The organism is Microbacterium candidum (assembly GCF_030315975.1).
In the GTDB taxonomy this organism is placed as follows: domain Bacteria; phylum Actinomycetota; class Actinomycetes; order Actinomycetales; family Microbacteriaceae; genus Microbacterium; species Microbacterium candidum.
Genome location: NZ_JASXSZ010000005.1, coordinates 218,347 through 237,691 on the forward strand (window position 1 = coordinate 218,347; position 19,345 = coordinate 237,691).

At 70.5% G+C, this 19,345-nt stretch carries 20 protein-coding genes; 9 read left to right on the forward strand and 11 right to left on the reverse strand.

The features are described from left to right. Positions 1-32 precede the first annotated feature (32 nt). On the reverse strand, positions 33-2,207 hold the full coding sequence (gene helR, locus QSV35_RS15620; RefSeq protein WP_286289726.1) for an RNA polymerase recycling motor ATPase HelR: 2,175 nt from the start codon (positions 2,205-2,207) through the stop codon (positions 33-35). Between the two features lie 143 nt (positions 2,208-2,350). Between helR and QSV35_RS15625 the strand changes: the two genes are divergently transcribed. Both QSV35_RS15625 and ilvA read left to right on the forward strand, forming a co-directional pair. After that, complete coding sequence (locus QSV35_RS15625) at positions 2,351-3,574, forward strand: AI-2E family transporter (protein WP_286289727.1); 1,224 nt, start codon at positions 2,351-2,353, stop codon at positions 3,572-3,574. 11 nt (positions 3,575-3,585) lie between these two features. Beyond that, positions 3,586-4,815 carry a threonine ammonia-lyase gene (gene ilvA / locus QSV35_RS15630; protein WP_419956860.1) on the forward strand — a complete coding sequence of 410 codons (1,230 nt, stop codon included), beginning with the start codon at positions 3,586-3,588 and terminating at the stop codon, positions 4,813-4,815. Positions 4,816-4,851: 36 nt separating this feature from the next. Here the strand turns inward: ilvA and greA are convergent, their stop codons facing one another. Continuing rightward, on the reverse strand, positions 4,852-5,343 hold the full coding sequence (greA, locus tag QSV35_RS15635; protein WP_286289729.1) for a transcription elongation factor GreA: 492 nt from the start codon (positions 5,341-5,343) through the stop codon (positions 4,852-4,854). Positions 5,344-5,424: 81 nt separating this feature from the next. Beyond that, positions 5,425-5,820, reverse strand: a complete 396-nt coding sequence (locus QSV35_RS15640) for a DUF4307 domain-containing protein (protein ID WP_286289730.1) — start codon at positions 5,818-5,820, stop codon at positions 5,425-5,427. A gap of 66 nt (positions 5,821-5,886) precedes the next feature. Here QSV35_RS15640 and QSV35_RS15645 point away from each other — a divergent pair, with 66 nt between their 5' ends. Further along, positions 5,887-6,174, forward strand: a complete 288-nt coding sequence (locus QSV35_RS15645; RefSeq protein WP_286289731.1) for a hypothetical protein — start codon at positions 5,887-5,889, stop codon at positions 6,172-6,174. A gap of 36 nt (positions 6,175-6,210) precedes the next feature. On the opposite strand, the gene trhA is transcribed toward QSV35_RS15645, so the two are convergent. Next, positions 6,211-6,918 (reverse strand): PAQR family membrane homeostasis protein TrhA, encoded by a 708-nt coding sequence (gene trhA, locus QSV35_RS15650; RefSeq protein ID WP_286289897.1) that lies wholly within the window; start codon positions 6,916-6,918, stop codon positions 6,211-6,213. A gap of 123 nt (positions 6,919-7,041) precedes the next feature. Here trhA and QSV35_RS15655 point away from each other — a divergent pair, with 123 nt between their 5' ends. From QSV35_RS15655 to QSV35_RS15670, 4 genes are all read left to right on the forward strand, one after another. Beyond that, the gene (locus QSV35_RS15655; RefSeq protein WP_286289732.1) at positions 7,042-7,827 is read left to right on the forward strand and encodes an isoprenyl transferase; all 786 of its coding nucleotides are present in this window, start codon (positions 7,042-7,044) and stop codon (positions 7,825-7,827) included. A gap of 21 nt (positions 7,828-7,848) precedes the next feature. Next, positions 7,849-8,970 carry an aminotransferase class V-fold PLP-dependent enzyme gene (locus QSV35_RS15660; protein ID WP_286289733.1) on the forward strand — a complete coding sequence of 374 codons (1,122 nt, stop codon included), beginning with the start codon at positions 7,849-7,851 and terminating at the stop codon, positions 8,968-8,970. Positions 8,971-9,149: 179 nt separating this feature from the next. Continuing rightward, positions 9,150-10,517: a PhoH family protein gene (locus QSV35_RS15665; protein ID WP_419956855.1), complete on the forward strand. Its 1,368-nt coding sequence runs from the start codon at positions 9,150-9,152 to the stop codon at positions 10,515-10,517. A gap of 136 nt (positions 10,518-10,653) precedes the next feature. Next, positions 10,654-11,142, forward strand: coding sequence for a hypothetical protein (locus tag QSV35_RS15670; protein WP_286289734.1), 489 nt, complete (start codon positions 10,654-10,656; stop codon positions 11,140-11,142). Between the two features lie 67 nt (positions 11,143-11,209). Here QSV35_RS15670 and QSV35_RS15675 read toward each other — a convergent pair whose 3' ends face one another. The 7 genes from QSV35_RS15675 to xseA are packed head-to-tail and all read right to left on the reverse strand — an operon-like array spanning position 11,210 to position 17,687. Continuing rightward, positions 11,210-11,866: a response regulator transcription factor gene (locus tag QSV35_RS15675; protein WP_286289735.1), complete on the reverse strand. Its 657-nt coding sequence runs from the start codon at positions 11,864-11,866 to the stop codon at positions 11,210-11,212. Next, positions 11,863-13,413 (reverse strand): sensor histidine kinase, encoded by a 1,551-nt coding sequence (locus tag QSV35_RS15680; protein ID WP_286289736.1) that lies wholly within the window; start codon positions 13,411-13,413, stop codon positions 11,863-11,865. Before QSV35_RS15680 ends, QSV35_RS15675 begins: the two co-directional genes overlap by 4 nt. 16 nt (positions 13,414-13,429) lie before the next feature. Continuing rightward, entirely contained in the window at positions 13,430-14,824 is a 1,395-nt protein-coding gene (locus QSV35_RS15685; RefSeq protein ID WP_286289737.1) for a class II fumarate hydratase, read from the reverse strand. After that, positions 14,821-15,498: a carbonic anhydrase gene (locus QSV35_RS15690; RefSeq protein WP_286289738.1), complete on the reverse strand. Its 678-nt coding sequence runs from the start codon at positions 15,496-15,498 to the stop codon at positions 14,821-14,823. Before QSV35_RS15690 ends, QSV35_RS15685 begins: the two co-directional genes overlap by 4 nt. Continuing rightward, positions 15,495-16,130, reverse strand: a complete 636-nt coding sequence (locus QSV35_RS15695; RefSeq protein ID WP_286289739.1) for a DUF4245 family protein — start codon at positions 16,128-16,130, stop codon at positions 15,495-15,497. Before QSV35_RS15695 ends, QSV35_RS15690 begins: the two co-directional genes overlap by 4 nt. Next, the gene (locus tag QSV35_RS15700; RefSeq protein ID WP_286289740.1) at positions 16,130-16,381 is read right to left on the reverse strand and encodes an exodeoxyribonuclease VII small subunit; all 252 of its coding nucleotides are present in this window, start codon (positions 16,379-16,381) and stop codon (positions 16,130-16,132) included. The genes QSV35_RS15695 and QSV35_RS15700 overlap by 1 nt, the downstream gene beginning before the upstream one ends. Positions 16,382-16,391: 10 nt before the next feature. Continuing rightward, the gene (xseA, locus tag QSV35_RS15705) at positions 16,392-17,687 is read right to left on the reverse strand and encodes an exodeoxyribonuclease VII large subunit (protein ID WP_286289741.1); all 1,296 of its coding nucleotides are present in this window, start codon (positions 17,685-17,687) and stop codon (positions 16,392-16,394) included. Positions 17,688-17,780: 93 nt separating this feature from the next. Here xseA and QSV35_RS15710 point away from each other — a divergent pair, with 93 nt between their 5' ends. Both QSV35_RS15710 and QSV35_RS15715 read left to right on the forward strand, forming a co-directional pair. After that, entirely contained in the window at positions 17,781-18,806 is a 1,026-nt protein-coding gene (locus tag QSV35_RS15710; RefSeq protein ID WP_419956861.1) for a 4-hydroxy-3-methylbut-2-enyl diphosphate reductase, read from the forward strand. After that, positions 18,803-19,333: a DUF6264 family protein gene (locus QSV35_RS15715; protein WP_286289743.1), complete on the forward strand. Its 531-nt coding sequence runs from the start codon at positions 18,803-18,805 to the stop codon at positions 19,331-19,333. The genes QSV35_RS15710 and QSV35_RS15715 overlap by 4 nt, the downstream gene beginning before the upstream one ends. The last annotated feature ends 12 nt before the right edge of the window (positions 19,334-19,345 follow it).

The window sequence follows — 19,345 nt, forward strand, 5'->3', positions numbered from 1 at the left end:
ACTTCTGGGGCGAGTCGACGGAGAGTGACGGCTTACGAGAGCACCACGAGCTCCTGCGTGGCACGGGTCATCGCCACGTAGCGGTCGACGGTCCCCTCCAGACCGGGTGGGAACGCCTCCCCGTCGACGAGCACCACGAGGTCGAACTCGAGTCCCTTCGCGTTCTCGGGGCTCAGCGAACGGATGCGCGCGGTGTCGGGACGAGAGGGGTCGCCGATCACGCACGCGACGCCCTCGTCGTGGGTCGAGATCCAGTCGGCGAGGATCGCATCGGCTTCCGAGAAGATGCCGTACCGCACGGGCACGCCGGTCGACCGCACGGACGTCGGCACGTTCGCGTCCGGGACGACCGACCGGATGACAGGCGCCGCCTCGTCCATGACCTCCGAGGGGGTGCGGTAGTTGACGCGCAGCGAAGCGACCCTGGCCCGGTCGAGGTCGACGCGGGCGAGACGCTCCTCCCACGTCTGCGGGAAGCCGTGCCGGGCCTGAGCGCGGTCGCCGACGATCGTGAGACTCCGCGACGGGCACCGGCGCAGCAGCATGAGCCACTCGGCATCCGTCAGCTCCTGCGCCTCGTCGACGATCACATGCCCGAACGGACCGGCCAGCAGATCGAGGTCGCGGGCCTCCAGCACCGCCTCGTCGACAAGGCTCTCGGTCACGTCCTCGCCGCTGTTGGTGCCTCGCATCATCCAGGACAGCACCGACTCCCCGTCGACGTCGGATGCGACGAGGCTGTCGACGACGTCGGCCATGTACTCGCGTTCGGCGGCGAGGGTCGCGTCGCGTCCGCGCTCGATCTCGGCGGCATCGGGGGCGCCGATCCGCTGCCGCGCCGCGTCGAGGAGGGGGAGGTCGGCGACCGTCCAGGCGTGCCCGTCGGCACGCTGCAGGAGCGCGACCTCCTCCGCGGAGAGCCACGGCGCGCACTCGGTCAGATGCCCGGCATCCGTCAGCAGACGTGCCACGAGGTCGGCGCCCTCCGCGCGCGGCCACGCACGATCCAGGGCCTTGCGCATCGCCTCGTCCCGTGCGAGCGCCCGGTGCAGGGGGCGCGCCTCGAGGCCGAGGCTCGCGGCACGCGACGCGATGATCTGGAGGATGGTCTCCCACACCTGCTCGCGCGCCTCGTTGTGGGTCAGCCCCGGCTCGACGGCCGCGAACGCGGCCGCCCAGTCAGCGGACGAGATCCGGATGTCGGCCCACTCGGTCTGGATGATCATGTCGTATGCGGGCGGCTGCTCGAGGAGCTCGGCGGCGCGCTCGACGGCGCGCACCATGTCCGCTCCGCCCTTCAGACGTGCGACGCTGCGGTCGGCCTCCGGCACGGCTGTCGCGCCCTCGGCGACGAGATCGCGCAGCGTGCAGGTCTGCACGCCGTCCTCGCCGAGGCTCGGCAGGACGTCGGCGACGTACGCGACGTACGCGTTGTGCGGCCCCACGAACAGCACGCCGCCGCGCCTGCGGTCGCCCAGGTGCGGGTCGCTGTACAGGAGGTAGGCCGCGCGGTGGAGCGCGACGACGGTCTTGCCGGTGCCGGGGCCTCCGTCGACGACGAGCGGCCCTCGCGAGCTCGCGCGGATGACGGCGTCCTGATCAGCCTGGATGGTCCCGAGCACATCCCGCATGTGCGCGGTGCGGCTCGTGCCGAGGCTGGCGATGAAGGCCGACTGGTCGTCGAGCGCGGCACGCTCGGCCCTCCACGTGTCGGAGGTCCACGGATCCGGGGCGAACACCTCGTCCCAGTAGTCCACGATCCGGCCGTGCGACCAGCGGTAGCGCCGACGGCTGACGAGTCCCTCCGGGTCGCCGTGCGTGGCGGCGAAGAACGGCTCGGCCGCGGGCGTCCGCCAGTCCACGAGGAGGCGCCGGCCGGTGGCATCCGTCAGCCCCAGCCTGCCGATGTACGTGGGCTCGTCCGCGCCCTCCGCGACGATGCGGCCGAGGCAGAGGTCGAGACCGAACCGTCGCAGCATCCGCAGCGCTGCCGTCAGCCGGTGGATCTCGAGGTCGCGTTCGAGCGCAGCCTGTCCGCCGCCGCCCGGTGCGAGGCGCTCGGCGTCGAGCCGTTCCGACAGCGCGGAGATCTGCTCGTCGAGGGTGGCGGCGATGCGGGCGAAGTGATCCTCGTCGTGCGCGATGAGGGCGGGGGCGGCTTTCGCGTGGAGTCGTTCGGGGAGGTCGAATGCGGTCACTGTCGTCATGTATGCGGCTCCGGTCTCGTGGCAGACCCACGATCTTGCCCCACAGGGGGGCCCTTGCGGCAAGGCCCCCTCCCCGCGTTACAGTGGAAAGGGAAGGGTATTCATCTCCCGTGCGGAATATGTCCGCCCCCTAGACTGGGTTGATGAGCGGCCCCGCCCAGAAGCCCGACGACACGGCCCGCGGCCGGTTCCTCGACGCCTTGCGGATGCGCACGGTCACCACCGACATCTCGCCCTCGATCCCGCACGGTCTGCGCGTGGCGACAGCCTACGCCTGGCGTCTGCTGGTGGTCGCGGCGGCGGTCGGCGTCCTCATCTGGCTCGTCATCCAGCTGAATCTCCTCGTGATCCCGCTCCTGGTCGCGATCCTCATCACCGCGCTCCTGTGGCCGGTGTTCACGTGGATGCTGCGCCGCCACGTCCCGCGGTGGCTCGCGGTCGTGATCGCCGTCGTCGGCACGATCGCGATCATCGGAGGGCTGCTGTGGCTCGTCGTGTGGCAGATCACCGACCAGTGGCCGTCGGTGCAGGAGCGCACCCTCGCCGCGGTCGACGAGTTCCGCCACTTCCTGATGACCGGCCCGCTGCAGCTGAGTGAGAAGCAGATCAACGACTTCCTCGCCGAGGGCCTGAAGCTCCTGCAGGAGCAGGGGAGCGCCCTGTGGTCCGGCGCCCTCTCGATCGGCAGCACGATCGGCCACATCGCCACCGGCACCGTGCTCGCGTTCTTCATCCTGCTGTGCATCCTCGCCGACGGCGCCGGCATCTGGCGCTGGACGACGCACCTGTTCCCGCGGGCCGCCCGTCCCGCGGTGACGGGTGCCGGCGCTGCGGGCTGGGTGTCGGTCGTCAACTACGCGCGCACCCAGCTGCTCGTGGCCACGATCGACGCGGTCGGCATCGGACTCGGCGCGTACTTCCTCGGTGTGCCGCTCGCCATCCCGGTCGCCGTCCTCGTCTTCCTCGGCGCCTTCGTGCCGATCGTCGGTGCCGTCGTGACCGGCACGCTCGCCGTCTTCCTCGCCCTCGTCTACAACGGCCCGTGGATCGCGCTGTGGATGCTCGTCGTCATCCTCGCGGTGCAGCAGCTCGAGGGACACGTCCTGCAGCCGCTCCTCATGGGCTCCGCCGTGAAGGTCCACCCGCTCGCCGTCGTGCTGGTGGTCGCCGGGGGCGCGTTGGTCGCCGGCATCCCGGGTGCGCTGTTCGCCGTCCCCCTCGCCGCCTTCGTCAACGTCGTGGCGGTGTACTTGGCCGACCGCGGCTGGGAGACGGGCGATACGACCGCAGGTGCCGACCTCATCTGGAGCACGGTGCCCGTCGAGCGGCGGCGCAGGAAGACCAGCAGAAGAGAAGAGAGCGCGTGAACAGCAGCATCCTGAGCAGTATCCCCACACTGGCGGAGTTCGAGGATGCGGCGGCCGCGCTGCGCGGACAGATCGCGACGACGCCCGTCCTCGAGTCGCAGCATCTGAGCGATGTCGTCGGCGCCCCGGTGCATCTGAAGCTCGAGAACCTCCAGCGCACCGGCTCCTTCAAGATCCGCGGCGCGACCTACCGGCTCTCCCGGCTCACGGCCGAGGAGCGCGCCCGCGGCGTCGTCGCCGCGTCGGCGGGCAACCACGCTCAGGGTGTCGCCCTCGCGGCCCAGCAGCTCGGCATCCCCGCGACGATCTTCATGCCGCTCGGGGTGCCGGTGCCGAAGCTGCTCGCGACGCGCGGGTACGGCGCCGATGTGGTCCTCGACGGCGCGACGGTCGAGACGCCGCTGCGCCTCGCGGCGGAGTTCGCCGATCGCACCGGGGCCGTCCTCATCCACCCGTTCGACCACCGGGACGTGATCCTCGGCCAGGGCACTCTCGGGATCGAGATCTTCGATCAGGTCCCGGACGTCGAGACGCTGGTCGTCGGCATCGGCGGAGGCGGGCTCATCGCCGGGATCGCCGCGGCGGCCAAGGCCCGCGCGGCGGCCGAGGGGCGCCGCATCCGGATCGTCGGGGTGCAGGCCGAGAACGCCTCGCCGTACCCCGCATCGCTGCGCGCCGGCCACCCGATCGAGGTCGAGACGATGCCGACGATCGCCGACGGCATCGCGGTGGCGCGCCCGGGTGACCTGCCGTTCGCGATCATCAAAGAGCTCGTCGACGACGTCGTGACGGTGACCGAGGATGACATCGCGCGCGCCCTTCTCGTGCTCCTGGAGCGCACGAAGCAGGTCGTGGAGCCCGCCGGCGCCGTCGGGGTCGCAGCGCTCCTGGAGGGGGTCGTGCAGCCGACCGGCCCGACGGCGCTCGTGCTCTCCGGCGGCAACATCGACCCGCTGCTGCTGCAGCGCGTCGTCGCGCACGGCCTCGCGGCATCCGGGCGGTACATGAGCCTGCGGATCCCGCTGCCCGACCGTCCCGGTCAGCTCGCCCGCGTGTCGGAGCTCCTCGCCATCGCAGGGGCGAACGTCATCGAGGTGCTGCACACCCGCCACGGGCAGGGGATGCAGATCAGCGAGGTGATCCTCCAGCTGAGTGTGGAGACGCGCGGCGCGGAGCACCGGGGTCTCGTCATCCGCACGCTCGAAGAGGCCGGATTCCGGCCCACGGTCGTAGAGGACTGAGTGCACGGGGCCGCACAGGCCCCGTGCACGCTCGAATCACTGTCCCGCGTACGTCTCGACCTTCAGGACCTCCACGGCGATCTCGCGGCCGTTGGGGGCCGTGTAGGAGGTCTTCTCGCCCTCCTTGAGACCGAGGATCGCGGAGCCGAGCGGCGAGGCCTCGCTGTAGACGTCGAGCTCGCTGCCCACGGCGATCTCGCGGCTGCCGAGGAGGAAGACCTCTTCGCCGCCGGCGACGACGGCCGTCACGACGGTGCCGGACTCCACGACGCCGTTGCTGACCGGCGCCTCGCCGACCTTGGCGTGCTTGAGCAGCTCCTGAAGGGTGCGGATGCGCGCCTCCTGCTTGCCCTGCTCGTCCTTGGCGGCGTGGTAGCCGCCGTTCTCCTTGAGGTCGCCTTCTTCGCGGGCCGCCTCGATGCGCTTCGCGATCTCCTCGCGGCCGGTCGTCGAGAGCTGCTCCAGCTCGGTGGCGAGGCGGTCGTACGCGTCCTGGGTGAGGAACGTCACCTGGGCGTCATCGGACACGGCGTTCTCCTAACGTCGACGGGGGATATGCCAAGACGCCCCGGCGTTTGCCAGGGCGTCGGTTCGTGCTGTGCTGGAAGACTACGTCACCCAGCAGGTGTTCACCAAACCCGTGATCGCCTGCCCGACCGTCGGCACGATCTCGGTGAACGCGCGATGGTGGGCCGAGGATGCGGGATACTCGACGACCTTCCAGCCCACGATGCCGTGCTGCTCGTCGTCGGCCTCGATGATGCACGCGAGCGCGGATCCCGGGGGAGAGGTGATCTGGAAGGTCACCGACACGGAGTGCTGGTCCGGGATGCTGAAGCCCGTCGCCTCGGCCTCGATGCTGTTGGACGAATCGGTGATCGTGTACCAGCCGAACCAGCCGACGATGACGGCCGCGACCGCGATGACGGCGATGAGCGTGGTGCGCCGCGACCGCGCGGCGCGGCGGCGCCCGTAGCGCTCGTCGAGCATGTCCTGTGTCGTCATACCGGTGTTTCGAGGGGAATAGGCTGGAACTCCAGGCTATGCGCTCCGAGCGCGAAACGAGGACACATGTACGCCGTCACCGCCGCGATCGCACGCGCAGCCGCAGCGACCCCGACGCCGTCGCCGTCGCCGACCGACGTCGACCCGAACCTCGTGACCCCGGGTGTCGCCGGCTTCGCGCTGATCGCCATCCTCTCGGTGGCGGTGGTGCTCCTCGTGTGGGACATGATGCGCCGCATCCGTCGTGGCCGTTATCGCGCCGAGGTGCGCGAGGAGCTCGATGCGGAGGAGCAGGCCGACGCCGCCACGCGCGCGACCGACGTCGACGACGAGGACATCGACCCGCAGCGCTGAGCCGTTTCGGGCGCTTCTTCCCGCGTTCGTCGCGGGTCAGGCGGGCATGCCGAGCGACGGCACGTACGGGTGCAGCGCGATGAGCAGGCACGCCGTCCAGTGGCACAGGAACGCGAGCACCGTGCACACGTGGAAGATCTCGTGGAATCCGAAGGTCCCGGGCCACGGATTGGGCTTCTTCAGCGCGTAGGCGACGGCGCCGAGCGTGTACAGGATGCCGCCGACCGCGATCAGCACCATCATCGCCGCGTTCGCGTGGAACAGATCGACGATGTACATCACGGCGGCCCAGCCGAGGGCGAGATACAGCGCGACGTACAGCCAGCGCGGGGCGTGGATCCAGAAGACGCGGAAGAGGATCCCGAGGAGCGCGCCGGTCCACACGAGGATGAGGAGGATCGCGCCTTCACGCGGAGGCAGGGCGAGCACGGCGACCGGCGTGTACGTCCCCGCGATGAGGAGCAGGATGTTGGCGTGGTCGATGCGCTTGAGGATGGTCTTCGTCCGCGGGCTCCAGTTGAACCGGTGGTACAGCGCCGAGTTGCCGAACAGCAGCAGCGACGTCGCCATGAACACCGCCGAGGCCCACTTGGCGGGCGTGCCGTCCGCGAGGCAGATGAGGACGATGCCGGCCGCGATCGCGACGGGGAACGTCGCGGCGTGGATCCAGCCGCGCCACGTGGGCTTGATGTCTGCCGCGGCCGCATCGGCATCGGCGGCCGCCATCAGGGGCAGCTCGGGCATCTCCGGCGCGCGGACGCTGCGCTTGCTCATTATGCGAGCCTATGGCTCGCCGCATGCCGCAGCGGGTACATAGCGGCATCCTCTCAGGTGCGCGAGCGGGCCCTGGGCGGGTAGTTTTGACGAGTGACGCGCGACCGGGCAGATGAAGGCCAGGGCCCTCTCTACCGGCTCTACATCAATCGTCTGCGCCGCGGTCTGAAGCCCGAGTCGGTGCCCCGCCACGTCGCCATGATGATCGACGGGAATCGTCGCTGGGCGCGCCAGCTCGGCTACGAGTCACCCGCCGACGGGCACCGCGCCGGCGCGGCCAAGATGCAGGAGTTCCTGCGGTGGTGCGACGAGATCGGCGTGAAGGTCGTCTCGCTCTACCTCCTGTCGACCGACAACGTGCGCAAGCGCGACATCGCGGAGATCGCCGATCTGAACGACATCATCGCCCAGCTCGCCGACGACATCTCGCGCGTGCCGGGATGGCGCATCAAGCACGTCGGCCGGGCGGAGCTGCTTCCGCCCGAGCTCGCGCGGGTGCTGCGCGAGGCGGAGGAGCGCACGCAGGGCAACACCGGGATGCATGTGAACCTCGCCGTCGGGTACGGCGGCCGCAGCGAGATCGTCGACGCGGTGCGGAGCATCATCGCCCAGCACGACGCGACCGGCGGGTCGCTCGAGGAGCTCGCCGCGAGCCTCACGCCGGAGCAGATCGGCGAGCACCTCTACACGGGCGGACAGCCCGATCCCGACCTCGTCATCCGCACGTCGGGCGAGCAGCGGCTGAGCGACTTCCTCCTGTGGCAGTCGGCGCACTCGGAGTTCTACTTCGTCGAGGCCCTCGGTCCCGACCTCCGCGAGGTCGACTTCCTGCGGGCGATCCGCGACTACGGGTCGCGCGACCGCCGCTACGGCGGCTGAACGCTCTGCCAGAATGGCGGGATGACCGATCTCGACGTCTACGCCGCTTCTTTCGACGGAGAGCCGGGCTACCTCGACTGGGCCGCCTTCGGTCCGATCTCGCCCGTCGTGCGCGGCGAGGTCCAGGCGGATGCGGATCTCCTCGGCACGGGCCGACGTTCGAGCATCGACCTCGTCTCCGAGCACGAGCGCGAGGCGCGCGAAGCGGTCGCCGCTCTGCTGCGCACCGACGCCGAGCACGTGACTCTTCAGCCGTCGACCACGTACGGGCTGATGCACGCGTTCTACGGGCTCCGGGGCGGGCTGCTGATCTCGAGCGCGGAGTTCCCGGCCCTCACCGTCGCCGGCACGCGCGCGGCCTCCCTCGGACGAGTCGATCTGCAGCTGTTCGACCCTGAGGCCGGCTTCGTGACGCCCGAGGCCGTGCAGGCGGCCCTGACCGACGAGACGACGGCCGTGGCGGTCAGCCTCGTCGACTTCCGCACGGGATACTGCGCCGACCTCGCCGCGATCCGCGACGTCATCGGCGACCGGCTCCTCATCGTCGATGCGATCCAGGGCTTCGGCGTGGTCGACGCGGACTACGAGGCGGCCGATGTCGTCTGCGGGCACGGCTACAAGTGGCTGCGCGCCGGTCGCGGCACCGGATTCGCCTCCTTCTCCGACATCGCGCGCGAGCGCATCGAACCCGTGCTCTCCGGCTTCGCCGCGGTCGAGGGCGGGGCTCTTCCCCTCGACACGGTGCCGGGCCCCGCTCCGTCCGCGCAGGCGTTCGGCGTCTCTGCGCCGGATCACCTCGCCGCGGCGCGCCTCGCCTCGGCGACGCGGGAGATCGCCGACGTCGGCGTCGAGAAGATCGATGCCGCGATCGCGGTCCGCGCGACGGAGATCATCGAGCTCGCCGACGCGCACGGCATCCCCGTCGTGACGCCGCGCGAGCCGGAGCGGCGCGCCGGGATCATCGCCCTCGCGCCGGAGGCGCAGCACGCCGGATCCCTGTCGGCGTCCCTCGCGAACCACGGAGTCGTCTTCACGACGCGCGCCGGCCTCGTGCGTCTGGCGGCGCACGCCGGAACCGGTCCCGACACGATGCAGATGCTGCGCGACGCGCTCGACGCGTTCGCCTCGTCGCACGTCGCCTGACCCGTTCACCGAGCGTTCAGACACGCGAACGCGTGGCGCTACCGATGTCTGCGCGATGTCGTCGTACGTTCATGGCATCGGGCAAGGCGCCCGATCGGGTCGGCCAGCAGGATCGCGACTCGCTAGCCAGTGGTCGACTCGCCTGATGCCGGGAGAGATCCCGGGGCGGGGAGCGGGTTGTGACCACTCGAGCACCACAGCACCAGCAGCAGGCCGACATCGACGACATCCGCGAGGATGCCGCCTCCGTGGACCAGGACCTGCGCACGTACGTCCTCGACACCTCGGTGCTCCTGAGCGACCCGCGCGCGTTCTTCCGGTTCGCCGAGCACTCGGTCGTGATCCCGGTCGTCGTCATCACCGAGCTCGAAGGCAAGCGGCACGACCCTGAGATCGGCTACTTCGCACGCCAGGCCCTGCGCCACCTCGACGAGCTGCGCATCGAGAACGGACGCCTCGACTTCCCCGTGCCCGTCGGTGACGGCGGCACGCTCCGTGTCGAGCTGACGAACACGGATGCCTCGGTCCTCCCCGCAGGGATGCGCCTCGGCGACAACGACTCCCGCATCCTCGCCGTCGCGATGCACCTCATGCAGAACGGGCAGGAGGTCACGGTCGTCTCGAAAGACCTCCCCATGCGGGTGAAGGCGGCGTCTCTGGGCATCAGCGCCGAGGAGTACCTCGCCGAGCAGGCGATCGACTCGGGGTGGACGGGCATCGCGAACATCGACCTGTCCGGGGACGACATGAGCGACCTCTACGAGACCGAGATCGGCACGAGCGCCGATGTCCGCGGCCTGCCGGTGAACACGGGGCTCGTCATCCACTCCGAGCGCGGCTCCGCGCTCGGCCGGGTCACCGGCGAGGGCGAGTACCGGCTCGTGCGCGGCGACCGCGACGTCTTCGGACTCCACGGGCGGTCGGCGGAGCAGCGCATCGCGATCGACATGCTCCTCGACCCCGGCGTCGGCATCGTCTCGCTCGGCGGGCGCGCCGGCACCGGCAAGTCGGCACTCGCCCTGTGCGCGGGTCTGGAGGCGGTCCTGGAGCGTCAGCAGCAGAAGCGGATCACGGTGTTCCGGCCGCTCTTCGCCGTCGGCGGTCAGGAGCTCGGCTACCTCCCCGGCGATCAGGGCGAGAAGATGAATCCGTGGGGCCAGGCGGTGTTCGACACGCTCGGCTCGGTCGTCTCCTCGAACGTCATCGAGGAGGTGATGGCCCGCGGCATCCTCGAGGTGCTTCCGCTGACCCACATCCGCGGACGATCGCTCCACGATTCCTTCGTGATCGTGGACGAGGCGCAGTCGCTCGAGCGCAACGTCCTGCTGACGGTGCTCAGCCGCATCGGGCAGAACTCGCGCGTCGTGCTCACCCACGACGTCGGTCAGCGCGACAACCTGCGGGTCGGCCGCCACGACGGGGTCGCGTCGGTCATCGAGACGCTCAAAGGCCACGATCTCTTCGGCCACGTCACGCTCGTGCGGTCGGAGCGATCGGCGATCGCGGCGCTCGTCACCGACCTCCTGGAGGCCGGGGAGCTGGCCTGAGGGAACTCCCGGCAGAACATGAGAATACTTTCATCCTGAATCGGCACCCACCCGCTCCGAAGCGGGGGACGATAGTTTCAAGAAGACGTCCCCCGCTTCTCTACATCGCGGGGGTCGCGACTGGGGAAGGATGACGATGGCCGGACGCATCGCTGTGACCGCCGTTGCGGCGAGCACTGTGGCGATCGTCGGCGGCATCGTCGGCGTCGTCGCCCTGACCGACGCCGGTGCCCGTGCAGACGACGCCGGGTCGCGCGTCTCCGTTGCGCACATCGATGTCGCGGCCCCATCGCATCCCTCTCCGACCGTGGTGCCGGCGGACGCCGACATCCCGACGCCCGACGCCGGAGCCGTGACCGTCCCCGCCCCCGAGCCCGGTGTGGTGGCGACGAAGCAGCCCAGCCAGGAGAAGACCTCCGGCTCCGCCCACGGGCACGGATCCGCACCCGCTCGCAACGACCAGAATTCCGGGGCCGACCAGAACTCGGGCGGCCAGAACGACCAGGGCGGTCAGCACGCGCGTTCCACCACGCAGTCCGGCCGTGACGGGTGGCTGTCCCACAGCCGCCTGCGCGACTTCCTCAAGACTCAATCGCGGATGTCATCCCCAGACCGTCGCGATTGATCCGGGGCGGTTCATCCCCAGCACCGCCCCCCGGCCCCCGGCGTCCCCCAGCGTCGGGGGCCCTTCTCTACTCCCAGCGGTAGCCGACGCCGCGCACCGTGGCGATCCGCTCGTGCCCGAACTTGGTGCGCAGATACCGCACATAGACATCGACGACGTTCGATCCGGGGTCGAAGTCGAGCCCCCAGACGCGGCTCAGCAGCCGCTCACGGCTGAGGACCTCGCCGGGGTGACGCAGGAACTCCTCCGCCAGCGCGAACTCGCGAGCGGACAGTTCGACTTCGCGCCCCGCGACAACGGCGAGACGTGAACGGATGTCGAGGGAGACGTCGTCACGCGTGAGGACGCCCGCCGATCCCCGTGCGGTCTCACGGAGGCGCGAGCGGACCCGCGCGAGCAGCTCCTCGAAGGTGAAGGGCTTGCGGATGTAGTCGCTCGCGCCTGCATCCAGGCCTTCGACGGTGTCGCGCGTGGAGGTGCGGGCCGTCAGCATCACGACGGGGAGCGCCGCGTCCTCCTCACGGATCCGCCGGAGCACCTCGAAGCCGTCCATCGTGGGCAGGCCCACGTCGAGCAGGACGAGGTCGACATCGCCGGTGAGTGCGATGCGCAGCGCGTCTCCGCCGTCTTCGGCGACGACGGTCTGGTAGCCCGCGTGCTCCAGCCCGCGGCGCACGAACGCGGCGATCTGCGCCTCGTCTTCGGCGATGAGGATGACGGTCACGACGAGCCCTCCCGGATCGCCACGGTGTCGGCGCGGACGGGTGTCGGCACCGAGATCGGCCGCAGGGGCAGTTGGATCGTGAACACGGCGCCCCCGCCTGCCGTGTCTGCGATCGTGCAGCTTCCGTTGTGGGCCTTCGCGATCGCGTCGACGATCGCGAGCCCGAGACCCGAGCCGCCGATCGCACGCTTCCCGCCGGCGCGGTCGAAGCGCCGGAAGACGCGCCGGCGCATGTCCGGCGGGATGCCCTGTCCGTGATCGCGGACCCACAGCCGCGCGAGGCGGTCGTCGCACGACGAACCGAGCTCGATCGGCGAGCCCGACGGTGTGTACTTCGCCGCGTTGTCGGCCAGCTGCAGCCACGCCTGCAGGAGCCGATCGCCGTCGCCGTGGACGACTCCGGTGCCGGTGTGCTCGATGGTCCACACATGCCCGGGGATCACGGCGACGAGATCGCCGATGCGCGAGGTGAGGGCCGCGAGATCGACCGCCCTCATCGTGTACTGATCGCCTTCGACCGCGGCCAGGAGATCGATGTCGTCGACGAGGCGGGTCATCCGGTCGAGCTCGGCGATGCCGAGCTGACGCGTCGCGTCCACGTCTTCGGAGTCCGCCGGATCCATCAGCTCGAGGTGTCCGCGCACGATCGTGATGGGAGTCTTCAGCTCGTGACGCACGTCGTCGAGGAGCTGACGCTGCACGTCGACCGAGGACTCCAGGCGGTCGAGCATCGAGTTGACGGTCCGGGTCATCGCCGAGATGTCGTCGGTGCCCTCGGCAGGGATGCGGGCGCCGAGATCGGTGAGCGTGATCGCATCGGCGGTCTCATGGAGCCGCCGGATGGGGGAGAGGAGTCGGCCCGCGACGAACCATCCCACGAGTCCGATGGCGGCGAGCATCACGACCGCGGCGACCGCGTACGTCGTGATGGACGCGGTGACGGGGGAGAGCTCCGCATCGAGGTTCACGGCGCGGATGTAGAGCCCGGACTCGGGGTCGCCCGTCATCCGCACCGGGATCGCGATGTAGCGCAGCGCCCCCTGCGGCGTCGACGCCGTGCCCATCACGGTGCCGTGGTCCTTCTGCGTCTCCGACACGGCGCGATCGATGAGGGCCGTGTTCTGGGAGAGGTCGAACCCGGAGAGGGTCGAGGGCCGGAACCTTGCGCGGCCGTCGATGACCGCCACCGAGCCCTCGTTCTGGGCGGGTACGAGACGGGCGACGACAGCATGCAGGTAGTCCGACACGTTGGAGAAGTCGTCGGGGGAGAGCTTCTCCGTGGCGGTGGTCGCCGAGTCGCTGCCCGTCGTCGCCGCCGGCGCCGGCGTCGCGACGGTCTGGAGACTCCCCACCTGCGCGCGCAGTCGCGCATCCACCTCGGACAGCACGCGGTCGCGCTGCACGAGGAACGTGACGCCGCCGACGACGGCGAGTCCCACGCAGGCGACCGCGAGCATCGCGCCGAGGATCCGCGCCCGCGTCGAGAGCGGGCGCGGATTCGTGGTGCGCGGGCGGCGGAGCGCCGACGGAATGCGCGGGAGGCGCATCTTCAGGCGGATCTGATCAACCCGGGTGGGTCATGGAGAGCAGGTCGAGCTTGTCGTCGAGCTGCTCCTCGGTGATCTCGCCGCGCTCGACGTATCCGAGGTCGATGACGGCCTCGCGGACCGTGATGCCCTTGGCGACGGCGTGCTTGGCGATCTTGGCTGCGGCCTCGTAGCCGATGACCTTGTTCAGCGGCGTGACGATCGACGGGGACATCCCCGCGAAGGCGGCCGCGCGCTCGACGTTGGCCTGGAGGCCGTCGACCGTCTTGTCGGCCAGGACGCGCATCGCGTTCGAGAGGAGGCGGATCGACTCGAGGAGAGCGGTGCCCATGACCGGGATCGCGACGTTCAGCTCGAACGATCCGGATGCGCCGGCCCACGCGACGGTCGCGTCGTTGCCGATCACCCGCGCGCACACCATGAGGGTCGCCTCCGGAACGACGGGGTTGACCTTGCCCGGCATGATCGACGAGCCCGGCTGCAGATCGGGGATGTGCAGCTCGCCGAGGCCCGTGTTCGGGCCCGAGCCCATCCACCGCAGGTCGTTGTTGATCTTGGTGAGCGACACCGCGATCGTGCGGAGGGCGCCGGACGCCTCGACGAGGCCGTCACGGTTGGCCTGCGCCTCGAAGTGGTCCTTCGCCTCGGTGATCGGCAGCTCGGTCTCCGCCGCGAGCAGCGCGATGACCTTCTGCGGGAAGCCGAGCGGCGTGTTGATGCCGGTGCCGACGGCGGTGCCGCCGAGGGGGACCTCGCCCACACGCGGGATGGAGGCGCGGACGCGCTCGATCCCGAGACGGATCTGGCGGGCGTAGCCGCCGAACTCCTGGCCGAGCGTCACCGGCGTGGCATCCATCAGGTGCGTACGGCCGGACTTCACGACGTCCTTCCACAGCTCCGCCTTGGCCTCGAGGGCGACGGCGAGGTGGTCGAGCGCGGGGATCAGGTCGTCGATGAGGGCCTGCGTGACGGCGATGTGCACCGAGGTCGGGAAGACGTCGTTGGACGACTGCGACGCGTTGACGTGGTCGTTGGGGTGCACAGGCGCGCCGAGGTGCTTCGTCGCGAGGGTCGCGAGCACCTCGTTCATGTTCATGTTCGAGGACGTGCCCGAGCCCGTCTGGTACGTGTCGACCGGGAACTGGTCGTCGTACTCGCCGGTCGCCACCTCGTCCGCGGCGGCGGCGATCGCGTCGGCGATGGCGCCGTCGAGGACGCCGAGCTCCCTGTTGGCGAGCGCAGCGGCCTTCTTGATACGGGCGAGCGCCGCGATCTGCGCCGACTCGAGGCCCTTGCCCGAGATCGGGAAGTTCTCGACGGCGCGCTGCGTCTGAGCGCCGTACAGGGCGGATGCGGGGACCCGCACCTCACCCATCGTGTCGTGCTCGATGCGGTATTCGGTGTCGGTCACTGCTGCTCCTCCGGGTGTGACAGGTGACGGGTGTCGGCGTCGCCGAGGCCCACGGTGACGATGGGCACCGCGGTGCCCTCGGCCAGTCTGTAGTTGGCGCCCACGATGCCCAGGCGCCCCTCGGCGACGGCGGCGCTGATGAGCTCCGACGAGTGCAGGATGTCGGCGACGGTGTTGCGCAGGTGCTCCATGCCGACGAGCTCGGCGTCGATGTCGTCAGGGCGCGAGCCGCCGGTGGAGGCGAGCACCTTCCGCGCGGCCGGGACGATCGGGGCGATGAGCTTCCAGATGTGCGAGGGGAGCGGAGCCGCATCGATCGCCGTGCCGTCGATCGCGGCGCGCACGGCGCCGCAGCTGTCATGGGCGAGCACGACGATGAGCGGCACGCCGAGGATCGCCACCGCGTATTCGAGGCTCGCGACGATGGACTCGCCGATCACCTGGCCTGCGTTGCGCACGACGAAGAGATCGCCGAGTCCCTTGTCGAAGATGATCTCCGCCGCCAGACGCGAGTCCGAGCATCCGAACAGAGCCGCACGGGGGTTCTGGATGTGGGCGAGCTCGGCGCGCCGGTCGACGTCCTGACGCGGGTGGCTCGGCTCACCGGCGACGAAGCGGGCATTGCCCCGCTGCATCTCGGCCCAGACGCGCGCGGGGGTGGGTGGTTCGGTCACCTGCTGGCTCCGTTCATCGAGCGGATCTGGTCGGCGAGGCCCTTGGCAGCGATGGCCGTCGTGGCCGGAGACGCCGAGCCGTAGATCAGGATGCGGTCCTTGCCCGCCTGGGTGCCGATCGCGTACGACACGTTCCCGGCGCGCGCGGGGTCCGGGATGTCGTACACCGTCCACGTGATGCCGTCGATGTCGGTCGTCCCGGAAGGGGCTGCGCCCTTGAGCAGCTGCGCATCCCATGCCGTGTCGGCGCCGAAGCCCTGCGAGACGCGCACGAACCCGGGATCGGTCTTCGGCGCGTACGCGACCGTCCACGTCTCGTCGCCGTCGACGGCGGCGGAGTTCACTCGCCACGACGCGGGGACCTTGGCCACCACGACCGGGCGGTCGTAGCTGCCCTGGACCTGCTTCGCGACCGCGACGGCATCGACCGGCGCCGTCACGCCCGGATCGCCCCGGGGAACCGAGAGTGCGATGACCAGCACGACGCCGAGGGTCGCGAGGAGAGCCGCGATGAGGTTCCGGAACGTCTGGCTCGACCGGTAGATGCGGGAGGACTCTGCCTTACGAGCGGCGGTCTCGTCGGGCGTCTCCGGTCGGCCGAGCTCGGCGACGATGCGCGGTCCGGACGCCATCACGCCTCCGCCCCGGAAGCGGCCGCACTCGACTCGGCGGCGCCGCGGGCGGCATCCAGTCGTCGCTTGGCGCCCAGCAGCCACTCCTCGCAGCGAGCGGCGAGCGCCTCGCCGCGCTCCCACAGCGCAAGGGAATGCTCGAGTGTCGGGGCGCCCTGTTCGAGCTCGCCGACGACGCGCACGAGCTCGTCGCGGGCCTGCTCGAAGGAGAGGGACGCCACGTCGGGAAGGCCCTCGGTCGACGCGGTCATGGGTTCCATTCTAGTTCGGCGCCGCGGGGTCCCCCGCCTCGCCGATCTCGCCCTCGGACAGGGCGGCCAGCGACCCGCGGCCGACGGTCACGACCAGCTGCGAGCCCGCCGGAGCCTGCGTCGCGTCGCGGACGATGACGTCGCCGTCGACGAGTGCGATCGCGTACCCGCGCGCCAGCGTTGCCCCGGGGGAGAGAGCTCGGAGAGCAGCCCGCAGTTCGGCCGTGCGGCGGGAGCCGGCATCCAGTCCCCGCTCCACGAGGTCGCGTCCGCGTGCGGTCGCCATCAGGACCTCGTGCTCGCGCGACGTCAGTATCGACTCCGGGGTGCGCAGGGACGGGCGGGAGCGCAGCTGCTCGAGCTGCGCGATGTCGTGGTTCACGCGCTGCGTGAGGCGCGAGGTGAGCCGGGCGCGCAACTGAGCGACGAGCGCGCGCTGCTCGGCGACGTCGGGCACGATACGTTTCGCCGCATCGGTCGGGGTCGAGGCGCGGAGATCGGCGACGTCGTCGAGGAGGGGGTGGTCGTTCTCGTGGCCGATCGCGCTCACGACGGGGGTGGATGCCGCGGCGACGGCGCGCAGCATCCTCTCGTCGCTGAAGCCGAGGAGGGTCTGCGGGTCGCCGCCTCCGCGTGCGATGACGATGACGTCGACCTCGGGGTCGGCGTCGAGGATCTTGAGCGCGGCGATCGTCTCGGGGACGCACCGATCGCCCTGCACAGCCGCGTGGATGGTGCGGAACCGCACCTGCGGCCAGCGCAGCTCGGCGTTGCGGTGGACGTCGCGCTCGGCGTCGGAGAGTTCGCCCGTGATGAGCCCGATGCAGTGCGGGAGGAAGGGGATCGGCTTCTTCCGCGCCGCATCGAACAGTCCCTCGGCACGCAGCGTCGCGCGCATGCGCTCGAGCTTCTCCAGCTGATCGCCGAGACCCATGTGCCGCATGGCGGAGACCGTGAAGCTGAAGTCGCCGCCGCGCGCGTAGTAGTCGGCCTTGACGCACGCGATGACGTGGTCGCCGACTTTCAGGTCATCGGGGAGGCGCCGCAGCGTCGACGACCACAGCCGGAACGACAGGGCCGAATCGACCGCGAGATCCTTGATGCGCCCGTAGACGTTGCCGCTGCGCTCGTTCCACGACGTGATCTCGCCCTCGACCCAGACCGACCCCCACCGCTCGACGAAGCCGTGGATGGTGTCGTTGAGGCGCGACACCGACGTGGGTGCATCCGGCGTCGAATCGCGGGGCGCGACCGAATCGCCGGGCGGCGCCTGCCCGGGGACGGCGTCGGGGCGGAACGTGGTCATGGATGCCTCCGGGCGCTCTCCGGGTCAGGCCGGGCGCCCGACCTTTAGAATCGAGGGGTGAGCACCCCCGCTGTGAAGCTGCCCGTCCCCCGAGTGCCGGGGCGCCGCGGGCGCCTTCAGGATATCCCGGTGGACGGACGCAAGCGCGTCCTGCTGGCCTCTCCGCGCGGCTACTGCGCCGGCGTCGACCGCGCCGTGATCGCCGTCGAGAAGGCACTCGAGCGCTACGGCGCGCCCGTCTACGTGCGCAAGCAGATCGTCCACAACATCCACGTCGTCACCGAGCTGGAGGCCCAGGGCGCGATCTTCGTGGACGAGGTCGACGAGGTCCCCGAGGGCGCGCACGTCGTGTTCAGCGCGCACGGAGTGGCGCCTGCCGTCGTGAACGCGGCATCCGCCCGCGGCCTGCACGCGATCGACGCGACCTGCCCCCTTGTGACCAAGGTGCACCGCGAGGCGGTGCGATTCGCCCGCGACGACTACGAGATCCTCCTCATCGGCCACACGGGCCACGAAGAGGTCGAGGGGACGGCGGGCGAGGCCCCCGACCACGTCACGATCGTCAACTCTCCTGCCGAGGCCGACACCGTCGAGGTGAAGGACCCGTCGAAGGTCGTGTGGCTGTCGCAGACCACGTTGTCGGTCGACGAGACCATGGAGACCGTGTCGCGGCTGCGGACGCGATTCCCGGAGCTCCACGATCCGCCGTCGGACGACATCTGCTACGCGACGCAGAACCGCCAGGTGGCGATCAAGAAGGTCGCGAAGGATGCGGATCTCGTCATCGTCGTCGGCTCTGCGAACTCGTCCAACAGCGTGCGGCTCGTCGAGGTCGCCCTCGAGCACGGCGCGAAGGCCGCCTACCGCGTCGACTACGCGCCCGAGGTGCAGCAGGAGTGGCTCGACGGGGTCGCGACCGTCGGCGTCACGAGCGGCGCATCCGTCCCCGAAGTGCTCGTGCAGGAGGTGCTCGAAGAGCTCGCGGGCGCGGGCTACCGCGATGTCGAGCAGGTGCGCACCGCGGAGGAGGACCTCATGTTCTCCCTCCCCAAGGAGCTGCGCCAGGATGCCACGGGTCGCCGTGACGATCGCGCACTCGGCGGGCGGGGGCGCCCGTGAGTACTCCCGACGAGCGACCGCGTCCCGCGTACGGCGAGTACGCGACGCCGGAGGAGCAGCGGGCCCGCATCCAGCAGCCCGATGCATTCCACACGCCCGCGCCTGCGCCCGCTCCGGCTCCGATGGCGGCGCCGGCGACGACGGTGCCCCGCGTGGGCCCGATAGACCGTGTCGTGACGATCATCCTGCTCGCCTACGGCCTGTATGTCGTCGTGACAACCGCGGTCGAGCTCACCGACTTCCCGTCGTTCGCGGACATGTGGATGAAGACGATGGGCATCCCGGGCACGTTCACGCCCTCCGCCTCGGCGCAGACCTGGGCGATCGTGGGGATCGTGCTCTTCTCGATCGGGTGGCTGGTCGCGGCGCTCCTGTCGTGGCGCGCGATCGCGCGCGGCCGGCGCGCCTGGTGGATCCCGGTCGTGGCGGCTCTCGTCAGCTGGATCGCGCTCGCGATCTGCCTCACGATCCCGCTGATGGCCGATCCCGCCGTCGTGCACTGGATCAGCACCCAGTCGGGCCAGTGAACCGGCTCGGCA